The organism is Wolbachia endosymbiont of Drosophila mauritiana (genome assembly GCF_004795975.1).
Classification (GTDB): domain Bacteria; phylum Pseudomonadota; class Alphaproteobacteria; order Rickettsiales; family Anaplasmataceae; genus Wolbachia.
Map to the genome: position 1 here is coordinate 944470 of NZ_CP034335.1, position 17275 is coordinate 961744.

Genomic DNA, 17275 nt, shown 5'->3' on the forward strand with positions numbered 1-17275 from the left:
GAGAAATTTTTTTTACACCGCTTTACTTAGTTTTTTTAGATCTTTGCTTGATAGTATGGAAAAGCAAACGAGTGCAACAACAGAGCAAATGGAAAAAAATGAAAACATAATACTGTTACCACAGTGCTTAACAAGTACTCCTAAGAGCACGCATGAAAATATTGAACTTGCAATATACCCAAATAATCCTGTTAAGCTTACAATTGCACATACATTATTTTGTGGAGCAATTTCTACAGCTATAACACCTGTCAGTACTTGCACTCCAAATATAAAGAATCCTGATAAGATTGCACAAAGGTTCATAAGAATTATGTTTTGACCAAAGTTCATTGCAATAAAAGTGAGTGCTATACCCAACATATAAAGTGATGCCAGCAAGCTTCTATTTTGAAAGAAGTACATATCACTAATTCTTCCTGTTATTAAAGTTCCAAGGATTCCACCTAAATCATATACGCCTGTTATTAGTGAGGATTGTACAAGAGAAATTTGTAATTTATTCTTTAAAATTATAGGAAACCAAAAGAAGATTCCCATTTTTATAATATAAGCACAAAAAGTAGCACAACATAGAAACCATATGGAACTTGTTACCTTGATACCTATTTGAGATTTCTGCACCTTATAATAGGTAGTAAAGTTGGCACTTTCTTTGTAATATGCCTTTAATATTATATAAATTCCAAAAAGTAAGCATAAGAAACCAGAGTACAAAAATGCACTTTTTGCATTATATATTTTAATTATACTTGGTAATACAATTAAAGTAATACAAGAACCAAGTTGCTGAGATGCGCTCATAACTCCCCATGATGATGCAATTGAAGAGATGCTAGAGTTTGTAACCATAAACTTGGTAATAGCTGGCCAACCTAACCCTTGTGTCCAAGCTAATAATATTAATGTTAACAGTAATAAAGTTAGATTATTATATGATAAAGTTATACCAATGGTTAATAATCCAGTTGCAATATTGCATAGCCCAAACATAAATAATGGATTATTTTTGGAGTCCATGATTATTCCATTAACAAATTTTGATACTCCATAAAAAAAAGAAAAGCAGGCAAAAAAATAGCTTAATTTTACATGGTCAGTATCTATTAACAGTGATAGAGCAATTGGTATACTTTGTCTTGATAAATAAAGCAGCATATATCCACAGAAGAATAGTAAATATTGAAAGAAGACAAAGTTCACACCTATTCCCAAATAGCTCTATGCAGATGCTAGCATAATATTATATTGGTATAATATTGTTTGACAAGAAGTTTGCAAACAATTAGTGCAGAAAATTACTTAGTATCTTTCTTATAGCAGATACAGTAGTATTAATATCTTCATAGCTTATATCTCTATGTGTTATAGCTCTGATTTTACCTTTGATGTTAGCCATTCTAATTCCATAATTTGTCATTAGTACGTTTATTAATTCTTGAGTAGATATACAATTAGTACGTAATGAAAAATACGCTATATTAGTTTTATACAGGTCGATATCAATTATAACTTGATCTATGGAGTCTAGGCCTTCTATAAGGTGCTGCATTTTTTTATGATCTTCTTCTAAAGAATTTACATTATTACGTAGAGCATATAAACATGCAGCTGAAATAATGCCAGCTTGGTGCATACCTCCGCCAATTTGAAACTTATAGTACCAAGCTTTTTCAATAAAATCTTCACTTCCAAGCAATATTGCACCCATTGGAGCACCTAATCCTTTACTAAAATCAATGAATACCGAATCAAAATAACTTGCATACTCCTTTGGAGATATTTTAGTATGAGCACAAGCGTTGAACAGTCTTGCTCCATCTAAATGAGTGAATACGTCATTCTCTTTGCAGAGACTTGAGATCTCTTGAATATATTCTAAAGGCCACACAGCTCCACCACCAAAATTTGTCGTTTGTTCGATAGAAACAAGCCCAACTCTCGGAATATTTCTTAAACTAGGACGAGTAATAAACTCAACAATTTGTTCTCCAGTAAATATTCCTCTTGTACCTTTGATGGGCAAAGGAGTAGCATGTGCCTGGGCTGCGATCAAGCCAGATTGTACTATGAGTGGATGTGAAGTTTCATCAAGCAGCAAGTAATCACCAGGTCTTTGAATGTGTACTTTATAAGCAATTACATTGGACATCGTTCCTGAAATCAAAAAGATTCCTGCAGGTTTACCTAATATTTTACATGCGGTTGCCACTAATTCGTTCACAGTTGGATCTTCACATGCAGCTTCGTTTCCAACTTTTGCTTTAGCCATCGCTTCCCTCATTTTAGCTGAAGGGTCAGTGTTTGAATCGCTAAAGAAATCTATTTTTACTCTCATATTAAATTTAACACAACCTCCTTTATAATTTCAGCAGCTTTCATGATGTCTGTTTCCTTTGTGCCAAGATGGGTAACTGCTCTTATATGAGACTCGAGCCAAGGAAAAAGCAATAAACCATAAGCTTGGCACTTACTCAAGAAAACCTCATTAGTTACATTTAGTGCTTTTATACTAAAGCTTACTATATTAGTTTCTGGATAAGGTAGTACCAGTTTTATGTGTGGAATTTCCTTAATCTTGTCTGCAAACAGTTTGGCGAGTTTATTGTCTTCTTTAAGCCTAGAAATATTGTTCTGTAGTACATACTTTGCTGCATTAGCACAATACCCTATCTGATGATAACCACTACCTAGCCAAACCTGTAGCTTTTTAGCCCTTTCAATTATCTCTCTTTTACCCATAAGCATTGAACCAAAAGGAGCTCCAAGTCCTTTGGTAAAAGAAAAGCTCATTGTATCCACATATTTAGCATAATCTGCTAAAGCAATATTTGTTTCGACATGAGCATTAAATATTCTTGCACCGTCTAAATGAAGATTTACATTGTGAGCTTTTAAAAAGTGATATAACTCGACTTGTTTTTCAAAAGGATAAATTTTACCATTAAACCCGTTTATACTATTTTCTATAGAAACAAGACTCACCTGAGCAAAAATTTTGTACCTTGGCTTAGAATTAATAGCATATTCTACTTCAGCAACATCTAAGATTCCGCTATTATTTCTAATACAATTAAATACGATATTATTTACTTTTGCATTGCCTGCGCTATCGAAAAAATTAACGTGATAATTATAATGAGTTATTAGTTCATCACCAGGACTTGTTTGACTGGCAATGGCTAATCTATTTGCAAGCATACCGCTGGTTGCAAATAATGCTTCTTCTACTTTGAATAATTGTTTGCAATATTCTGATAAGTCATTACAGCTTTTGTCTTCACCATAAGCAAAATCTCCAACAGTTGCATTACTTATTGCATGTATAACGTTGGAGCTCTGCAGAGTTGTAGTGTCACTTCTCAGATCAATAATTTTTTCCATCTTATTTTTTGCCATTCAAACAACCAATTTGAGCATTCCAAAGTTCCTTGTAAAGACCTTGCTTAGAAACTAATTCAGCGTGTTTACCATCTTGGACAATTTTTCCTTTGTTAAATACTAGAATTCGGTCCATATGTAAAAGTGTAGAAATACGGTGTGCTATAGTAATGGTGGTTTTATTTTCCATCAACTTAAATAAACTCATTTGAATTGTTTTCTCTGTTATAGAATCTAACTGACTAGTTGGCTCATCGAAAAATAATATCGGAGCGTTTTTTAGAAATGCTCTCGCTATGATTATTCTTTGTCTTTCCCCTCCAGATAGCTTTATGCCTTTTTCTCCGACTACAGTTTCATATTGATCGGGTAGAGTCATAATGAAATCGTGAATACCAGCCAGCTTTGCAGCTCTTATTATTTCTTCGATAGTAGATTGAAGTTTACCATATATAATATTTGCTAAAATAGTATCATGAAACAACAATGGTTCTTGAGGTATTACAGATATTTGTTGCCTCAAAGAACTCTGTGTAACTTCCGATACTACTTGATTATCAATCTGTATATTACCTTTTTTAACATCAAATAGCCTTATGATTAAGTTTATAAAAGTAGATTTACCACCTCCAGAATAACCAACTAGACCTACCTTTTCGCAAGGATTAATGGTAACTGAAAAATCTTGAAATAATGACTTCTGACCCTCATAAGAAAAAGAAACATTATTAAACGTTATTCTTCCACTTAATAAATTTAATTTTTTAGCATTTTCCTTATCTTGAATTTCTGGTACGGTAGTCAAGATTGGCAATGCATCTGAAACTTTGCCGAAATGAGTAGAAAATTGGGTAAGATTCCTAGTTAGATGGTTAAGAAACTCTATAATCGATATATTAATTCCAAGTACAAGAGCAATATCTCCTATTGCAATCTTGTTCAATTGATAATCATGAATTAAAAAATACAAGTTTACTGCTTGGAGTATATCAAATGAATAGCCATATATAAACCAAAGCCAAAAGTATGCCCATTGTAATTTTCTTTCTGCAATAGTTTTTTTCTTGCATACTTGAAAAAATTTATGCCTCTCATGCGCTTGCCGAGAAAATAACCTTACTGATATAACATTTAAAATACTGTCGGCTATACCCGCTATTACTTGTGAACTTTGTTTAGAATGATCATCGGCTAATCCGGTAAGCACCCGAAAACTGAAAACCGAAATCAAAATAAAAATGTTCACCCAAATGAATGTAGCTATTGCAAACTTTATATTTACTAGTGATAAAGTATAAATAGCCAAGATTAATGCTATACTATAACTAAAGAAACAGTCTATAAGCAGTCTTATTAGCTCTATCACACTATCCATTAAGTTACTGACCTTATATACTAAACTTCCGGATAGGTTGTTTTGATAATAGGAATGGTCTTGCTGAAGCAGCCTGTAAAAAGACATATCAGCTATTTTTTGACGCATTGAGGTAAACATTCGAATGTCAACAAAATAGCCATAGAATCTAAAAGCAGTAGTAATAAGTAATGCCATACAAACATAAGCGCTTACAGGTAATAAAAGATTTTCAATTACATTACCTTCTTGATATTTTACAGCTGTATCTAAGATATTTTTTACTAAATACTTTCTAAAAGATAAATCAACAGCCACTACTAGGGCAACCAGGAACATTACAAGCACATTAAGCTTAAACTTGGATAAGATATTCAAAATGAACACCAATATATACTTGAAACTACCAACTCTACTTTTGTTCATTTATAATGCTAGCTCCACCACATTGACTTTTTTATTGAGAAATACAAGCAGTGAAAACCATAAATTTTTGTATATTTTTCCTGAAATGTCTCCAGCATCATGTAGTGCTGACGCTTGATTCAGAATAAGTAGCTTATATAAATCTCGCTTAGCTTCAGCAGTGTTGACCTCAGAAATATTTGTAGTTGTGTCTGTAATAAAGGCTAACCAGCTCTTAATAAGTTCTTCCATATTTTTTGTTTTTATACTTTCCTGGCGACGAAATAATGATAAGTATTCTCTCAGTATAAATTCTGTTAATGCACCACAGTTTAATATACCAAAAACTGAAGGCTGAGGTTTTGGCACACAAGGAAGACTTTTATCTTTTACAACCCATCTCGTAACATAAGCAAACCTATCTTTAGCATCTATATTCTTATCACTACCATGCCATAACCGTGAATCAAAAACTATCGCATCTCCTGCTGAAATAGGTAGTGACTTAATTTTATAATTTTCCCGGTTATCCGAGTATTGATCCAAAAAGTATGGATGCCAAAAATCAACTAGAGGCTGTATTTTCCAGTTGTGACTATCTTCTATAACTTGTAGTGCACCTGAAGTTTTATTGACATTATTCAAAGCTAGCCAAACAGAAAAATGATAAGGGTCATTAAAGCTATAAGAGATGTCCTGATGGAAGGGAACTGCATCTATTAAATCAGCAGTTTTACATATAACATTTGATTTTTTCTGCAGTATCTGGCATTGAAGTGACTTTTCAAGATAATCTTTAATAATTTTATCTAATACTTGAGATACAATTCTAGTTACCTGAGATGATGTACCCCATCTTCCAGTGCAGTTTAAATAGTCAGAAGTTGAAACACCTAATTCTTGAGATAACTTTGATATCTTGCTTATTATATCATTTAAAGACTGAGTTATTAACTCTAAAGGAACTAGATTTTTGATAATAAAAAAACCATTTTTTTGCAATGCTTTCATATATTAACACCTAATGTCAATAACTGATAAATAATCTGTTAAAGGTACAATACTAAAAATTTTAAGCCCTTTTACTTGTTTTAGTATTCTTTTCCAATCGCTCAATGTCCTTAGTTTACCCCCTGTTTCAACCATTACATTAATATCTACAGAACCTCCCACTGGGGAGTAGTAATCTAGGATAGTTTCTATCACTAAAACGCGTGATATTCCTTTATTTTTTACCAATTTTAAATAAGACAATACCTTATTATCATCATAATGCTGCAGAAAGCGGCAAAAGACACCTAATTCATAATTTGTAGCTGATAATTCTTCTTGAGTTATGAGTTTAATTTTTAAATCTTCTACTGCCTGCCTAGGCACTTTATGTTCGTTGTAATAATATAAGCCTATAGAACCTTTATTGTGTATATCAGAATAAGCAAGAAATAAAGAGTGTACGCCAAATAGCAATATATTTTTAGCACCATCTATATTAACCCTAGAATTAAACTCTTTAGTGTCAAACCTGGAATATCCTAGCAATGCTTGGTAAAACGCTATTTTCCTGTCTTCTGATGTTTCTTTCTCCTTAAAAGATTCAAATGAAGATATTGACTCCTGCCTTAATATATCGGCAATTTTTAACCAATTCTTTTCAGCGGCAACCCTTGCCCACATTGCTGCTGCTTTAGGCAAAAATGGTATTTCCTTAAAACACTTACCTTTTGATGATAGTTGCCATAAGTCCTTGTTCTTATCGTAATCAATAAACCCTATTTCCCACAACGCCCTTAACAGCCTTTCTAGATTTGGAACGATAATATTTAACTTTTGAGATAAAACTGGCATAGTTGCAGGTAAGATATTTAACAAATCAAGTTCAATAGCAACATTTGCGAGGTAAGTTTTCCAAAAGGCTGAAAGTTCTGCAGAAATCTTATGCACTTGAGATTCTTTATCTAAATCAAAAATACTAAACTTTACGTTTCCGGTAATATCGATCTGTCCTAATACACCTTCAAAAGTTTCAACTTTTGCCATGCCATTATAGAATGCTTCTACCATTTTAAATCTTTGCCGGTAAACAGGATTGCCATTAATATCTATATGAAACCAGCCATGCTTATCTTCTACAATAGCAAATCCTTTATGAAAAACATTAAGCTTTTTATACCATTTATTATGTACTAACTTTCCATGATTATTAATATGTGTAGCTTTACCATCTTTATGGACTACAGCGATACCATCCTTAAAATCCCCAACATAATTGTATTCTTGCTCATAAACTCTATTGCCGTTCAAATCAATATGAAAAAACTTATCATGCTTTCTAATCACACAAATATCTTCTTGGTAATTTCCAATCCATTGATACGAATGTTTGTATACTCTACATCCAGATGGATCAATATGGTAATACCCTGTGTCATCTTCTACGGCTGCTCTATTGCAGTAAAATCCAAAAGTTTTTAAAAATCTGTCGCGATAAATTGCTTCTCCCATTGCATCGATGTGATAAGCGCCTGTCTCATCATAAACTGGTGCAAGGCCAGGCTCGTGAAATTTATCAACTCTAATAAATCTATTTTTGTACAAAGGATTTTCTGACAATTGGTGAAACCTTTCACAGGGGGAAACCCTAATAGATTTAAGGTACTCACTATCTTTCATTAATTGACTAATGGTTTTCTCATGTTGCATGTTTTGCATAATTCATAGTTTAAATAATTCTTTTGTAAGTTTAGGTACTCGCTACTTTGCCATATTTCCTCCAGTTTAACTTCATTAACATTGCCAAAATCTCCTAATGTTTTGCGTAGTTCATCTGGAGCACAGCAGGGACTAAACTTGCCTTCATTGTTTATCCATGCTTCTTTACCTAAAAATGGGCACTGACCACCTAGAGCCAAATCCTTGATACCCTCTTGAGAAAGGATCGTAAAATTTTCTAATTTTATCTTTTTACCATTTGGCAATAGCATATTATCCCTAAGTTCATATAACCTTCCCACCTCCGTATTCCATCTACTAATTGCTAATTCATCTCTCCTCATAGATAGATCCTTAATTTCCTTAAAATGTGCCCAAAGATGATGTCCTTTAACTCTATCTATGCCATTTTTTATAGCCATCTCAACTATGTCGTAAAGTTCATGTAAATTACTTTCTAAAAATGTTAATTGTAAAGTAACGGTACACCTTTCACCTGTATCGCTAAAGTATTTATCTCTAACTTCAAGGAAAGTTTTTAAATTTTCTGTCACTACTTCCCATTTTGAACCTTTCATGATTCTTTCATGAGTTTCTTTAGTTGCCCCATTCCAGGAAATCTTAACATCAGATAAAATTGGTACCAATAGTTCAGCCCATTTTCTAGCTCCTTTAATAGGAAAAGAACCATTGGTTGTGAGGTTAAGCTTAAGGTTGAACTCATGCACAAAATTGATTATTTCATCAAAGCTTTTATACATTAAAGGCTCACCCATAGTAGAAGGAATGATTTCCCTTAAAGGTGTGCCAGCTGCTTCCTTAATTACTTTTCTGATAGTTTCTATCGACAGTATCTTAGGTTTTATTCCTTTAGCTTTCTTTTCTTCTTTAACTTTGCTGTATGGTGAAAAACATTCGCACATTATACAAGCAAAATTGCAGTAATCTGGATTAGTATCAAAAGTAATTCTCCAAGGACCGGGTTTCAAAGCTACTGATTTTCCTTTCTTTTCAATAGCATTACGGTAAATCTTGTTAAGTTTTTCAGTATGCTCACTTATAGAAGGTATATTTCCATTTTCAGTATAAGGATAGCCTTTTTGGGTAAGTTTATTGTATAACTCCTGATTTGTAGATAGGACTTGCATTTTTTCTGATAAACTACTTGCATCTCTGTGCTTAAACAATAGTCCATCTCTTACATATTCTGCCATACCACCATAATCGGCTGTTATAAGTGGTATTCTAAGTTGCTGTGCTTCATGTATTACTAATGGTGAATTTTCACCCCAAATTGAAGGAACGACTATTGCATCAACTTTATTAAATACGTCAGTAACTATATTCTTATTATCATAACTTCCCATCCACTCTATTCTTTCTTTAACAACAGGTGAAAACTGATCGGCAATCGCTTTTAAAGATTTAGTTTCTTCTCTTGCTGCTCCCCAAATTCTAAGTTTTGCTTTAGATGATAAGTGAGAAAAAGCCTTTAGTAATAGGTCAACACCTTTTTCGGGAGTATGAGTACCAATATAACCGAAAATAAACTCTTTTTCTTGTGCTCTATTTCTATTCTTAAGACGATTGAGATCAAAACCATAATCAAGATAAGAAATTTTGTTTATCGGAACATTGAAATCCTGAGTAAATTTATCCATCAAGAATTTTGATGGGGAAATAAAGTAATCTATATAGTCTATTATTTTCCTTGTGTGCTTCATTCTAGTTGCAACCCATTGTTCCCAATAATTTATGTCTAAATTCAGGAATTCTTCATCTCCTGTAAAATATCCTTTGTAACATTGGGTTGCACATTTTTGATCCTTTTGTCCATCACAAAGCCGCAACAAATCTTCAGAATTGCGTTGAATAAACCTTCCTCTTGGACACATTAACCAAAAGTCATGTAGCGTAAAAATTGTAGGTATATTTTCTTTAAAAGCAATTTCTGGTAAAGTAATTGATAGATGATTAAGATGACCAAAATGTATAAGATCTGGCTGAAAGTTATCTATTACTCTTTTAAATTTTATATCTACTTCTTCATTAATAAATTTATAACGATATTTAGTTATGGGTATATTAATTAAATGCAGTAAGATTCGTGAATCACTACGATCTAGGACTGTAGTATAATAAAAATCAGGTAAAAAGCTATTTTCATACCTAGTAAATACTTGTACCTCATTGTTATTTGCTAGTTCATGAGCAAGAGTTTGGCTATAAACCTCTGAACCAGCACTATAATAAGGAGGGTAACCATGAATAACTTTTAATATTTTCATATATTACCATATCTATATTGTCAGGATATTCTTGTGTATTGTTTTGTAGACTTTTTATAAAATTACTTAATCCTACTTCTAATGAATGTTTTGGAGACCAACCAAGTAGCTCTTTAGCTCTAGTAAAATCACCATGGAACTTAGTTACATCAAAATTTCTTGGAGGATAAAAATCAATTCTAGAATCACTTTTCGTGACTTTTAATATTGTTTTTGCTAAGTTTTCTAAAGTACATGGGCTATTAGTAGTAAGATGAATAGCAGGAAGAGAAGATTTTTCGCTTTGTAAATATTTAACAGTTAAGCATATACCCTCTATAACATCATCCAAATAGGTAAAATCAAAAACACATTCTTTACCTTCTATTTTAATTGGATCACCTCTTAATGCATTAATACAGAGTGCAGGAATTACTCTACTGTTATGATCTAGTAAACCACCGTATACATTTGAAAAGCGTAATATTGCTACATTAAAATCTTTTAAGCTTGTTATTTGTTTCTCAATAAATGCTTTACCTTTGGCATAATTATTTATTGGATTGATACTAGCAGATTCTGTAACCGGCAGTTCCTTCTGCTCTCCATAGACTTCCCTACTACTTGCATATATAAACCATGGTTTATTTGAAAGTGACTTACATAACCCTAAAAACTGCATTGTACCATCAACATTAATTTTTTTACACAGTTCAGGATAAAGTTCACCATGTATAACCCGAGAAATTGCAGCCAGATGAATAATTCCTGTACACTTAGCAAGTAGTGGTACTATATCTTCTAAAAAAAAACTGAGTGGATTGTTGTGAAACCTAATATCACAGCTTATTACTTCATGGCCCTGGTTTTCTAACTTTTTCACCAAGGTTGACCCTATCAAACCTGCAGCACCTGTTATTAATATCCCCATGTATACCCTCTCACTACAACTAGGAAAATTTGTCGTACCAATTATCTTACAAGTAAGAATCAAAAGGTATTATAAAACCAATATAAAATAAATGTCAACTTAAATTAGTGAATAAAAAATGTGATTATGAAAGAAGAGTTGTTGCTTGAAAATAGTGTTCAGCTTTAACCAAATCCTCTTTATTATTTACTCCCATTGCTTCTCTTTCATCAGTAACTACATAACCTACACTCAAGTTATTGGTTGCTGCAATGGGTACTATATCATTAAGACAATATTCATTGGTCGAATTATTAAATTTTATTTCTTTTACTAAGGTAGAGAGATCTTTAGCATATGAAGCTATTATTCCAGAGTTTGCAAGAAGCATTTTATCTCCATTTTTTAGGATTTTTTGAACATTGCCGTAATTATCAATTACTAATCTTCCATATTGTTCATCTTGACTATTGAATCCAAGAAGAACTAAATTATTATACTTTAAACAATCAGTCATTTTCATAACTGTATCACTAGATATAAAAGGAGTGTCTCCATACTGTATTAAAACTATGTCTTGATCAGATAACTCCTCCAGATTTTCTAGAGCAATTTTAACTGCAGTGCCAGTACCTGTAATATCTTCTTGAATTATTAGTTTTATATTGTATTGATCGATTATACTTTTTAGAGTATCAAAGTTTTCTAAATCTTTTAGAAGGGAGTTGTTAACAACAATTGATAAGCTTTTTAGACTCAGCAATTTTGCATTAGAAATTATATGTTCTAAAAGAGTAAGATTTCCCACTTGGTGCAACGCTTTTGAATATTCAGAATTCATTCTACTGCTCTTTCCTGCTGCTAATATTATCAAAATGTTACTCATACATGACTTAGGGATTGATTAGATAGTAAGTTAATTTATAATTAATAAGATGTAAAGCCCACTATAATTTTCTAAATGATCTAGATCTTGGCACCCTCATTAGAGTTTCATTTAAGAGAACTATAACTTTAAACTCTTTACTCGATTTTCTACGCTGACATCTTGTAAACTCTGATCTGGACTTTTTAATATTTCTAATAATCTACTTGCAAGGTTTGAGTGTTTATTGATTACTGCAACCTGGACTAATGACTTGCCTTGATCATCACGAGCATTTGTTACAGCTACGCGCTCATCGGGTTTTATTGCTCTCAGCTTACTGATAATTTCAACATTACCATTTTTTGCATTTTCAAATAGCTCTTCTACTAATTTCAATAGGTTAGTAATATTCTGGTCTCGAGAAAGATCAAGTGGTGTTTTACCTTCTTTATTCTTGATGTTATAAATTGCACCATGTTTCAACAAAGATTTTACAGCTTCGAAAAAGCTATTTTCAGTAGCAACATGCAACGATGTAGTGCCTTTAACTATTGTTTTAGCATTAATAAAATCACTCAATTTATTGTGGCTTACACGTTGTAACAAAGCTTCAATAATTTCTTTATGACCTTTGGAAGCAGCAGTGTGTAATGGTGTATTACCCTTGTTAGTAACTTGAGTAGCATCAGCTCCATTTGCTAGCAAGATATTTACAACTTTTATGTGCCCATTATTAACAGCATAATGTAATGGCGTTCTTCCATCCACGTTCTTCGAATCAATGATTGCTCCATCTCTAATGGAACTCTCAATTCCTAAATAATTATTATCTTCTATAGCCTTAAATAACTTCTCAACCAATTTTAGTAATTTTATTACTTCTGGGTTTCCTCTTCTTTCCGCAAAGTGTAATGGTAAAACATATCTATCTACTTCAGCTCTAGCATTAAAGTATGCTCCGCTCATAAGTAGAGACCTAACTATATCTAAATTACCAATTTGTGCCCCTAAGTGTAAAGGCGTAGCATTTTTATCCATTTTTGCATTAACATCCGCTCCATTTATAATAAGAGTTTTAACTACCTTAGGATGACCATATTGAGCTGCAAGATGTAGGGCTGTGACTTTATTTTGATCTTCTTTTACATTTACATCAGCACCATGTTTCAATAGAACGGTTGCTATCTGATCATAACCTTTTTCTGCTGCAAAATGTAAAGGAGTCCAATTTGTGTGATCTAAAGCATTAATATCTGCTTCCTTTTCTAAGAGCAATTCAACCACCTCTAAATGATCATGGCCTACTGCAAAGTGTAGAGGTGTAGTACTTTTAACTGTTTTAGCATTAATGTCTGCTCCTTTATCAAGCAAAGATTTAGCAACTTCTAAATTACCATCATATGCTGCACAATGTAGAGGAATCCAACTTCTGTTATCTAGAGCATTAATATCTGCTCCATTTTCAATCAAGAAATTCATTATTTCCAAGTGATTATGTTCTGCTGCCAAATGTAGAGCTCTTTTACCATCATCCATCTTTGCATTTATATTTGCTCCTTTTGCAATTAAGCTCTCTACTATTTTTAAAGAAAAACCATTATATGCTGCATTATGTAAAGGAGTCCAATTCTGATCATCCACGGTGTTAATGTTTGCTCCATTTTTAATTAAAAAATCACTCACCTCGAAATGACTTTGCTGAATTGCTAGATGCAAAGGTGTAAAACCTTCGTTTTTTTTAGCATTAACATTGGCTTTTTTCTCTATTAGTAGCTTCACTACTTCTAGGTGACCATTCTGAGATCCTATATGTAAAGCTGTGGAATTATCGTGGCCTTTAGCATTAACATCAATTCCCTTTACGAGAAGAAGAGACTTAACTACTCCAAAGTGATTACGTTCTGCTGCTAAATGTAGTGGTGTAAGATTCTCATAATCCTTAGCATTAACATTAGATTTTGCTTTTAGTAAAATGTCTACTAACTCTAAAAAGCCATTGTGAGACGCTAAATGTAGAGGTGTAATCTTATCATCTGTTTTTGCATTAACGTTTGCTCCCGCTTCAAGCAGAACCTTAACTATATCTAACCTACCAGTTTGTATTCCCAGATGTAAGGGTGTAATGTTTGCATCAACTTTATGATTACCTATGCCTGAAGATCCAGCGTTAATATCAGACCCTTGTGAAATAAGAGCTTTAACTACTTCGAGGTTACCATTTTGTACTGCAGAATGTAAAGGTCTTGCTCGATCATTATTTACAGCATTAACATCTAATCCCTTTTCAATAAAAACATTTACTGTATCTAGATGACCATTCTCTGCTGCTAGGTGTAAAGGTGTATTAAGTTTATCTGTTTTAGTACTAAGATCTGCTCCATTTGCAATCAAGGTGTTGACTATATCTAAATATCCTTGCTGGGATGCAAAACTTAAAGGTGTAAAGCCTAGAATGGTCTTATGGTTTACATCTGCTCCATGAGCAATAAGAAAATTAACCATCTCTAAGCGATTTTTTGCAATTGAAAAATACAGTGGCGTAAAGCCATCGTACTTAATCTCTGAATTAATATCTAAACCTTCTTCTAATAAAGTGTTGACTAAATCCAACTGACCATTTCCTGCTGCTAAATGTAGTGGTGTAAGACTAAGATATTTCTGAGCTTCATAATTTGCATTTAAAAACTCTACAAAAAATTGTAGCTGATCCAGATTATTAGATATTCTATTAGTAAACATAAAGGCCTCGCATATAAAGGCCTCGCATGAAGAATTTATGTAAATATAGCATCTACAAGTTTTTAAGCAAGATAAATCTTCTTCTTAAAAAAGATACTGTATCCAATCTGTGTACTTATAACTTTTTTATTTGATCATGGGTGATCAGCTGTCTCAGCTGCAATAGAGACACCTACCTTAAGTAGCTACATCAAATTTCTCTGTTTTTTGCCCCTTTTTTCTCTGATGAAGATGTCTTCATTCTTCTCAGTAGCCAATATTCTTTTTAAAGAATAATCGTTACGTGCACCAAGGAACTTAGAAAGAACAATAGGAAATCCATTTGGAGAGTAGACCGGCGGAGCTTCCCCACCAGTCTCTCGCAGAACTGTACGTAAAGTAGAGTGGGCAGCCAGCGAGTTACTTGTTAAGTACTTTTCCAACAACCCCTCTCCGAACCACGCATGATCGTTTCCGTATCACGTGGCTCTCCAATAATCTAATGTTTTAAGGAGTCACCATCATATTTTCCATATTGGATTTTCTTATGGCATTCATGACAAACAACAAGAGTTTTCCTCTGTCGTTCAATCATTCTCTTTTTCCATTCCGGTAGTTCAGTATTACGTTTACCTAGCAAATCAGCAAGTTTACGTACGTGATGTACTTCAATCTGCTCTTGTGATTTACATAATTCACAAGTTTGTGCCAATAGTCTTTGCTCTATTTCACTACGCTTATTCCATATTGGTATAAGGTTATCACTTATGCTTACCCATTTATTCCATTTTAGCAACACAGCACCAAAGTGTGTAATTAATGGTATCTTTGATGGTAAACGATCTACTCTGATTTGGATGACTTTTCGTTTTTCACCTTCATCATTTTCGATCGTCGCACCAAATTTTCTATAAATTTTCCTGCAAGTTGTTTTGTATTTAGATGCTAAAGTCTTTACTAATGATACTTCCATCACATATTTCAGATAACTTAGTGTGTGAAGGTTGTAGGCCATTTTGTAGTATTGTACAATTCCTCGATATTCAGTTTGATACTGAGCAACAATACTGTAAGCTGTATCAATTGTACGTTGAGGTAAATGTATCGGTTTACCACAACGCATATATTCAGAACACTTTTTCTGCTTTATATGATGTGGTACACGTAACCCAATACTACCGTTAATACATCGTTGTGTCCGATGATCATGTTTATCATCTGCATGCAAAACATGTATTTCATAACCCAAAAAATTGGCTTTGCTATCACACGCATGTGTAATAAACGTTTTATCTTCATTAAGCATAAGTTTGAGCTCCTCATTGAGAAACCCAGCAATCTCATTCTTAATTTGTTCAGCTTCATTCTTTGGTCCTGCAAACCCTACCAGAAAATCATCAGCATACCTAACATACCAAAGACGTCGATAATTTAGATCGCAAGAATCCTTAGATGGCATACCCTGCACTAATTGACGCAGTTGTTTTGCTTGATCCCAGTTCCCTTGTTTTCTCATCATCGATACTTGCATGGTTAACCTTAAATATTTTGGATTTGTCCTTCTTCGCTTACCTCGGTTATTTGCTGGTATTAGTATATGCTCCACATGTTTATCTAACCGATCGAGTAATATGTTACTCAGAATTGGACCAATAATAGAACCTTGTGGTACCCCACTATGACTCTTATTGTACTTCCAATTTTCCATATATCCTGCTTTTAGCAGTCGATTGATTAGCTGAATAAAACGGTTATCTTGGAAGCTTTCACTCAGTATTTTCAACAACATAGTATGATCAATTGAGTCATAACATGCACTGAGATCTCCCTCTATAAACCATTTTGTACCTCTGCCTTTTTGCATTACTGCTCTTAATGCAGTGTGGCATCCACGCTTTGGTCGAAATCCATGTGAACATTCACTAAATTTAGGCTCATAGTAGGCTTCCAATATTAATCGAATTACTTCTTGAAGTAACTTATTTGACCATGTTGGCAACCCTAACGGCCTGCGTTTACCACTCTTCTTTAAAACATAGATACGTTTTACTGGTGTCCACCGATATCGCTCATAGCGTAAACCCTCTATGATTTTATCGATCTTTTCCAAAGACATACCATCAACTGTTTCAACTGTCACACCTTCTGTCATAGCACCTTTATTACGACAAAGTTTGCCATACGCCCGAAGGTAAAGATCACGCTGATAGAGTAGGCGATATACGTTTTTAACCGGCAAATTTCTTTGTCCACGTTCACGTATAATGTTAAGTATTGTTTCAGCTTTCCGCATCTTGCGTACCTCCCAATTTCAACATTCAATTATCTGTCACCCTTTGCCCTGTATGTGGCTTTCCCACACTCCCCGGTGATTCGTTACTTTCACGACTACTACGATGACTCCGTAACCATAGAACTCGCGTTCCTTAGGTCATCCCATGTTCCGTCACTAAGAACTGTTCTAGATCAACTTAGGTTTTCTATTCATCCTCTTAAATAAGTTCACTACTTATCGTTCTACAGCCAGAATGTCACACAAACGAAAGTTTAATTTGTGCTTACTGTAGACATGGGGTTTTAAATGTGATACCCATGGATGTGAAATCCCACCCCTGAAGATTAGAATTCAAGCAGTTTAGCTTTAACCATATTGATCAGGTGTT

The 17275-nt window shown here is 33.5% G+C and carries 12 protein-coding genes; all 12 read right to left on the minus strand.

What is annotated here, in order from left to right:
• Nucleotides 1-12: 12 nt before the first annotated feature.
• The 12 genes from EJB00_RS04575 to EJB00_RS04630 all read right to left on the minus strand — a co-directional run bounded on the left by EJB00_RS04575 (nucleotide 13) and on the right by EJB00_RS04630 (nucleotide 16905).
• The gene (locus tag EJB00_RS04575; protein WP_135352823.1) at nucleotides 13-1158 is read right to left on the minus strand and encodes an MFS transporter; all 1146 of its coding nucleotides are present in this window, start codon (nucleotides 1156-1158) and stop codon (nucleotides 13-15) included.
• A gap of 127 nt (nucleotides 1159-1285) precedes the next feature.
• The gene (locus EJB00_RS04580; RefSeq protein WP_006280070.1) at nucleotides 1286-2338 is read right to left on the minus strand and encodes a threonine aldolase family protein; all 1053 of its coding nucleotides are present in this window, start codon (nucleotides 2336-2338) and stop codon (nucleotides 1286-1288) included.
• On the minus strand, nucleotides 2335-3384 hold the full coding sequence (locus EJB00_RS04585) for a threonine aldolase family protein (protein ID WP_006280069.1): 1050 nt from the start codon (nucleotides 3382-3384) through the stop codon (nucleotides 2335-2337). The genes EJB00_RS04580 and EJB00_RS04585 overlap by 4 nt, the downstream gene beginning before the upstream one ends.
• 1 nt (nucleotide 3385) lies before the next feature.
• Complete coding sequence (locus EJB00_RS04590) at nucleotides 3386-5161, minus strand: ABC transporter ATP-binding protein (protein ID WP_006280068.1); 1776 nt, start codon at nucleotides 5159-5161, stop codon at nucleotides 3386-3388.
• Nucleotides 5162-6151 carry a phytanoyl-CoA dioxygenase family protein gene (locus EJB00_RS04595; protein WP_015587811.1) on the minus strand — a complete coding sequence of 330 codons (990 nt, stop codon included), beginning with the start codon at nucleotides 6149-6151 and terminating at the stop codon, nucleotides 5162-5164.
• A 3-nt stretch (nucleotides 6152-6154) separates the two neighbouring features.
• Nucleotides 6155-7849, minus strand: coding sequence for a WG repeat-containing protein (locus tag EJB00_RS04600; protein WP_135352824.1), 1695 nt, complete (start codon nucleotides 7847-7849; stop codon nucleotides 6155-6157).
• On the minus strand, nucleotides 7810-10137 hold the full coding sequence (locus tag EJB00_RS04605) for a glycosyltransferase (RefSeq protein WP_135352825.1): 2328 nt from the start codon (nucleotides 10135-10137) through the stop codon (nucleotides 7810-7812). Before EJB00_RS04605 ends, EJB00_RS04600 begins: the two co-directional genes overlap by 40 nt.
• Complete coding sequence (locus EJB00_RS04610) at nucleotides 10094-11047, minus strand: NAD-dependent epimerase/dehydratase family protein (protein WP_015587814.1); 954 nt, start codon at nucleotides 11045-11047, stop codon at nucleotides 10094-10096. Before EJB00_RS04610 ends, EJB00_RS04605 begins: the two co-directional genes overlap by 44 nt.
• 124 nt (nucleotides 11048-11171) lie before the next feature.
• Nucleotides 11172-11912 (minus strand): NTP transferase domain-containing protein, encoded by a 741-nt coding sequence (locus tag EJB00_RS04615; RefSeq protein ID WP_039950631.1) that lies wholly within the window; start codon nucleotides 11910-11912, stop codon nucleotides 11172-11174.
• 120 nt (nucleotides 11913-12032) lie between these two features.
• Nucleotides 12033-14633: an ankyrin repeat domain-containing protein gene (locus EJB00_RS04620; RefSeq protein ID WP_135352826.1), complete on the minus strand. Its 2601-nt coding sequence runs from the start codon at nucleotides 14631-14633 to the stop codon at nucleotides 12033-12035.
• 185 nt (nucleotides 14634-14818) lie between these two features.
• Nucleotides 14819-15055 (minus strand): hypothetical protein, encoded by a 237-nt coding sequence (locus tag EJB00_RS04625; RefSeq protein WP_041581314.1) that lies wholly within the window; start codon nucleotides 15053-15055, stop codon nucleotides 14819-14821.
• 56 nt (nucleotides 15056-15111) lie between these two features.
• The gene (locus EJB00_RS04630; protein ID WP_015587817.1) at nucleotides 15112-16905 is read right to left on the minus strand and encodes a reverse transcriptase/maturase family protein; all 1794 of its coding nucleotides are present in this window, start codon (nucleotides 16903-16905) and stop codon (nucleotides 15112-15114) included.
• Nucleotides 16906-17275 lie beyond the last annotated feature (370 nt).

Excerpts from the sequence above, each read along its gene's own strand:
- EJB00_RS04575 (WP_135352823.1), bottom strand. The coding sequence starts at position 1,158 with ATGCTGCTTTATTTATCAAGACAAAGTATACCAATTGCTCTATCACTG.
- EJB00_RS04580 (WP_006280070.1), bottom strand. The coding sequence starts at position 2,338 with ATGAGAGTAAAAATAGATTTCTTTAGCGATTCAAACACTGACCCTTCA.
- EJB00_RS04585 (WP_006280069.1), bottom strand. The coding sequence starts at position 3,384 with ATGGAAAAAATTATTGATCTGAGAAGTGACACTACAACTCTGCAGAGC.
- EJB00_RS04590 (WP_006280068.1), bottom strand. The coding sequence starts at position 5,161 with ATGAACAAAAGTAGAGTTGGTAGTTTCAAGTATATATTGGTGTTCATT.
- EJB00_RS04595 (WP_015587811.1), bottom strand. The coding sequence starts at position 6,151 with ATGAAAGCATTGCAAAAAAATGGTTTTTTTATTATCAAAAATCTAGTT.
- EJB00_RS04600 (WP_135352824.1), bottom strand. The coding sequence starts at position 7,849 with ATGCAAAACATGCAACATGAGAAAACCATTAGTCAATTAATGAAAGAT.
- EJB00_RS04605 (WP_135352825.1), bottom strand. The coding sequence starts at position 10,137 with ATGAAAATATTAAAAGTTATTCATGGTTACCCTCCTTATTATAGTGCT.
- EJB00_RS04610 (WP_015587814.1), bottom strand. The coding sequence starts at position 11,047 with ATGGGGATATTAATAACAGGTGCTGCAGGTTTGATAGGGTCAACCTTG.
- EJB00_RS04615 (WP_039950631.1), bottom strand. The coding sequence starts at position 11,912 with ATGAGTAACATTTTGATAATATTAGCAGCAGGAAAGAGCAGTAGAATG.
- EJB00_RS04620 (WP_135352826.1), bottom strand. The coding sequence starts at position 14,633 with ATGTTTACTAATAGAATATCTAATAATCTGGATCAGCTACAATTTTTT.
- EJB00_RS04630 (WP_015587817.1), bottom strand. The coding sequence starts at position 16,905 with ATGCGGAAAGCTGAAACAATACTTAACATTATACGTGAACGTGGACAA.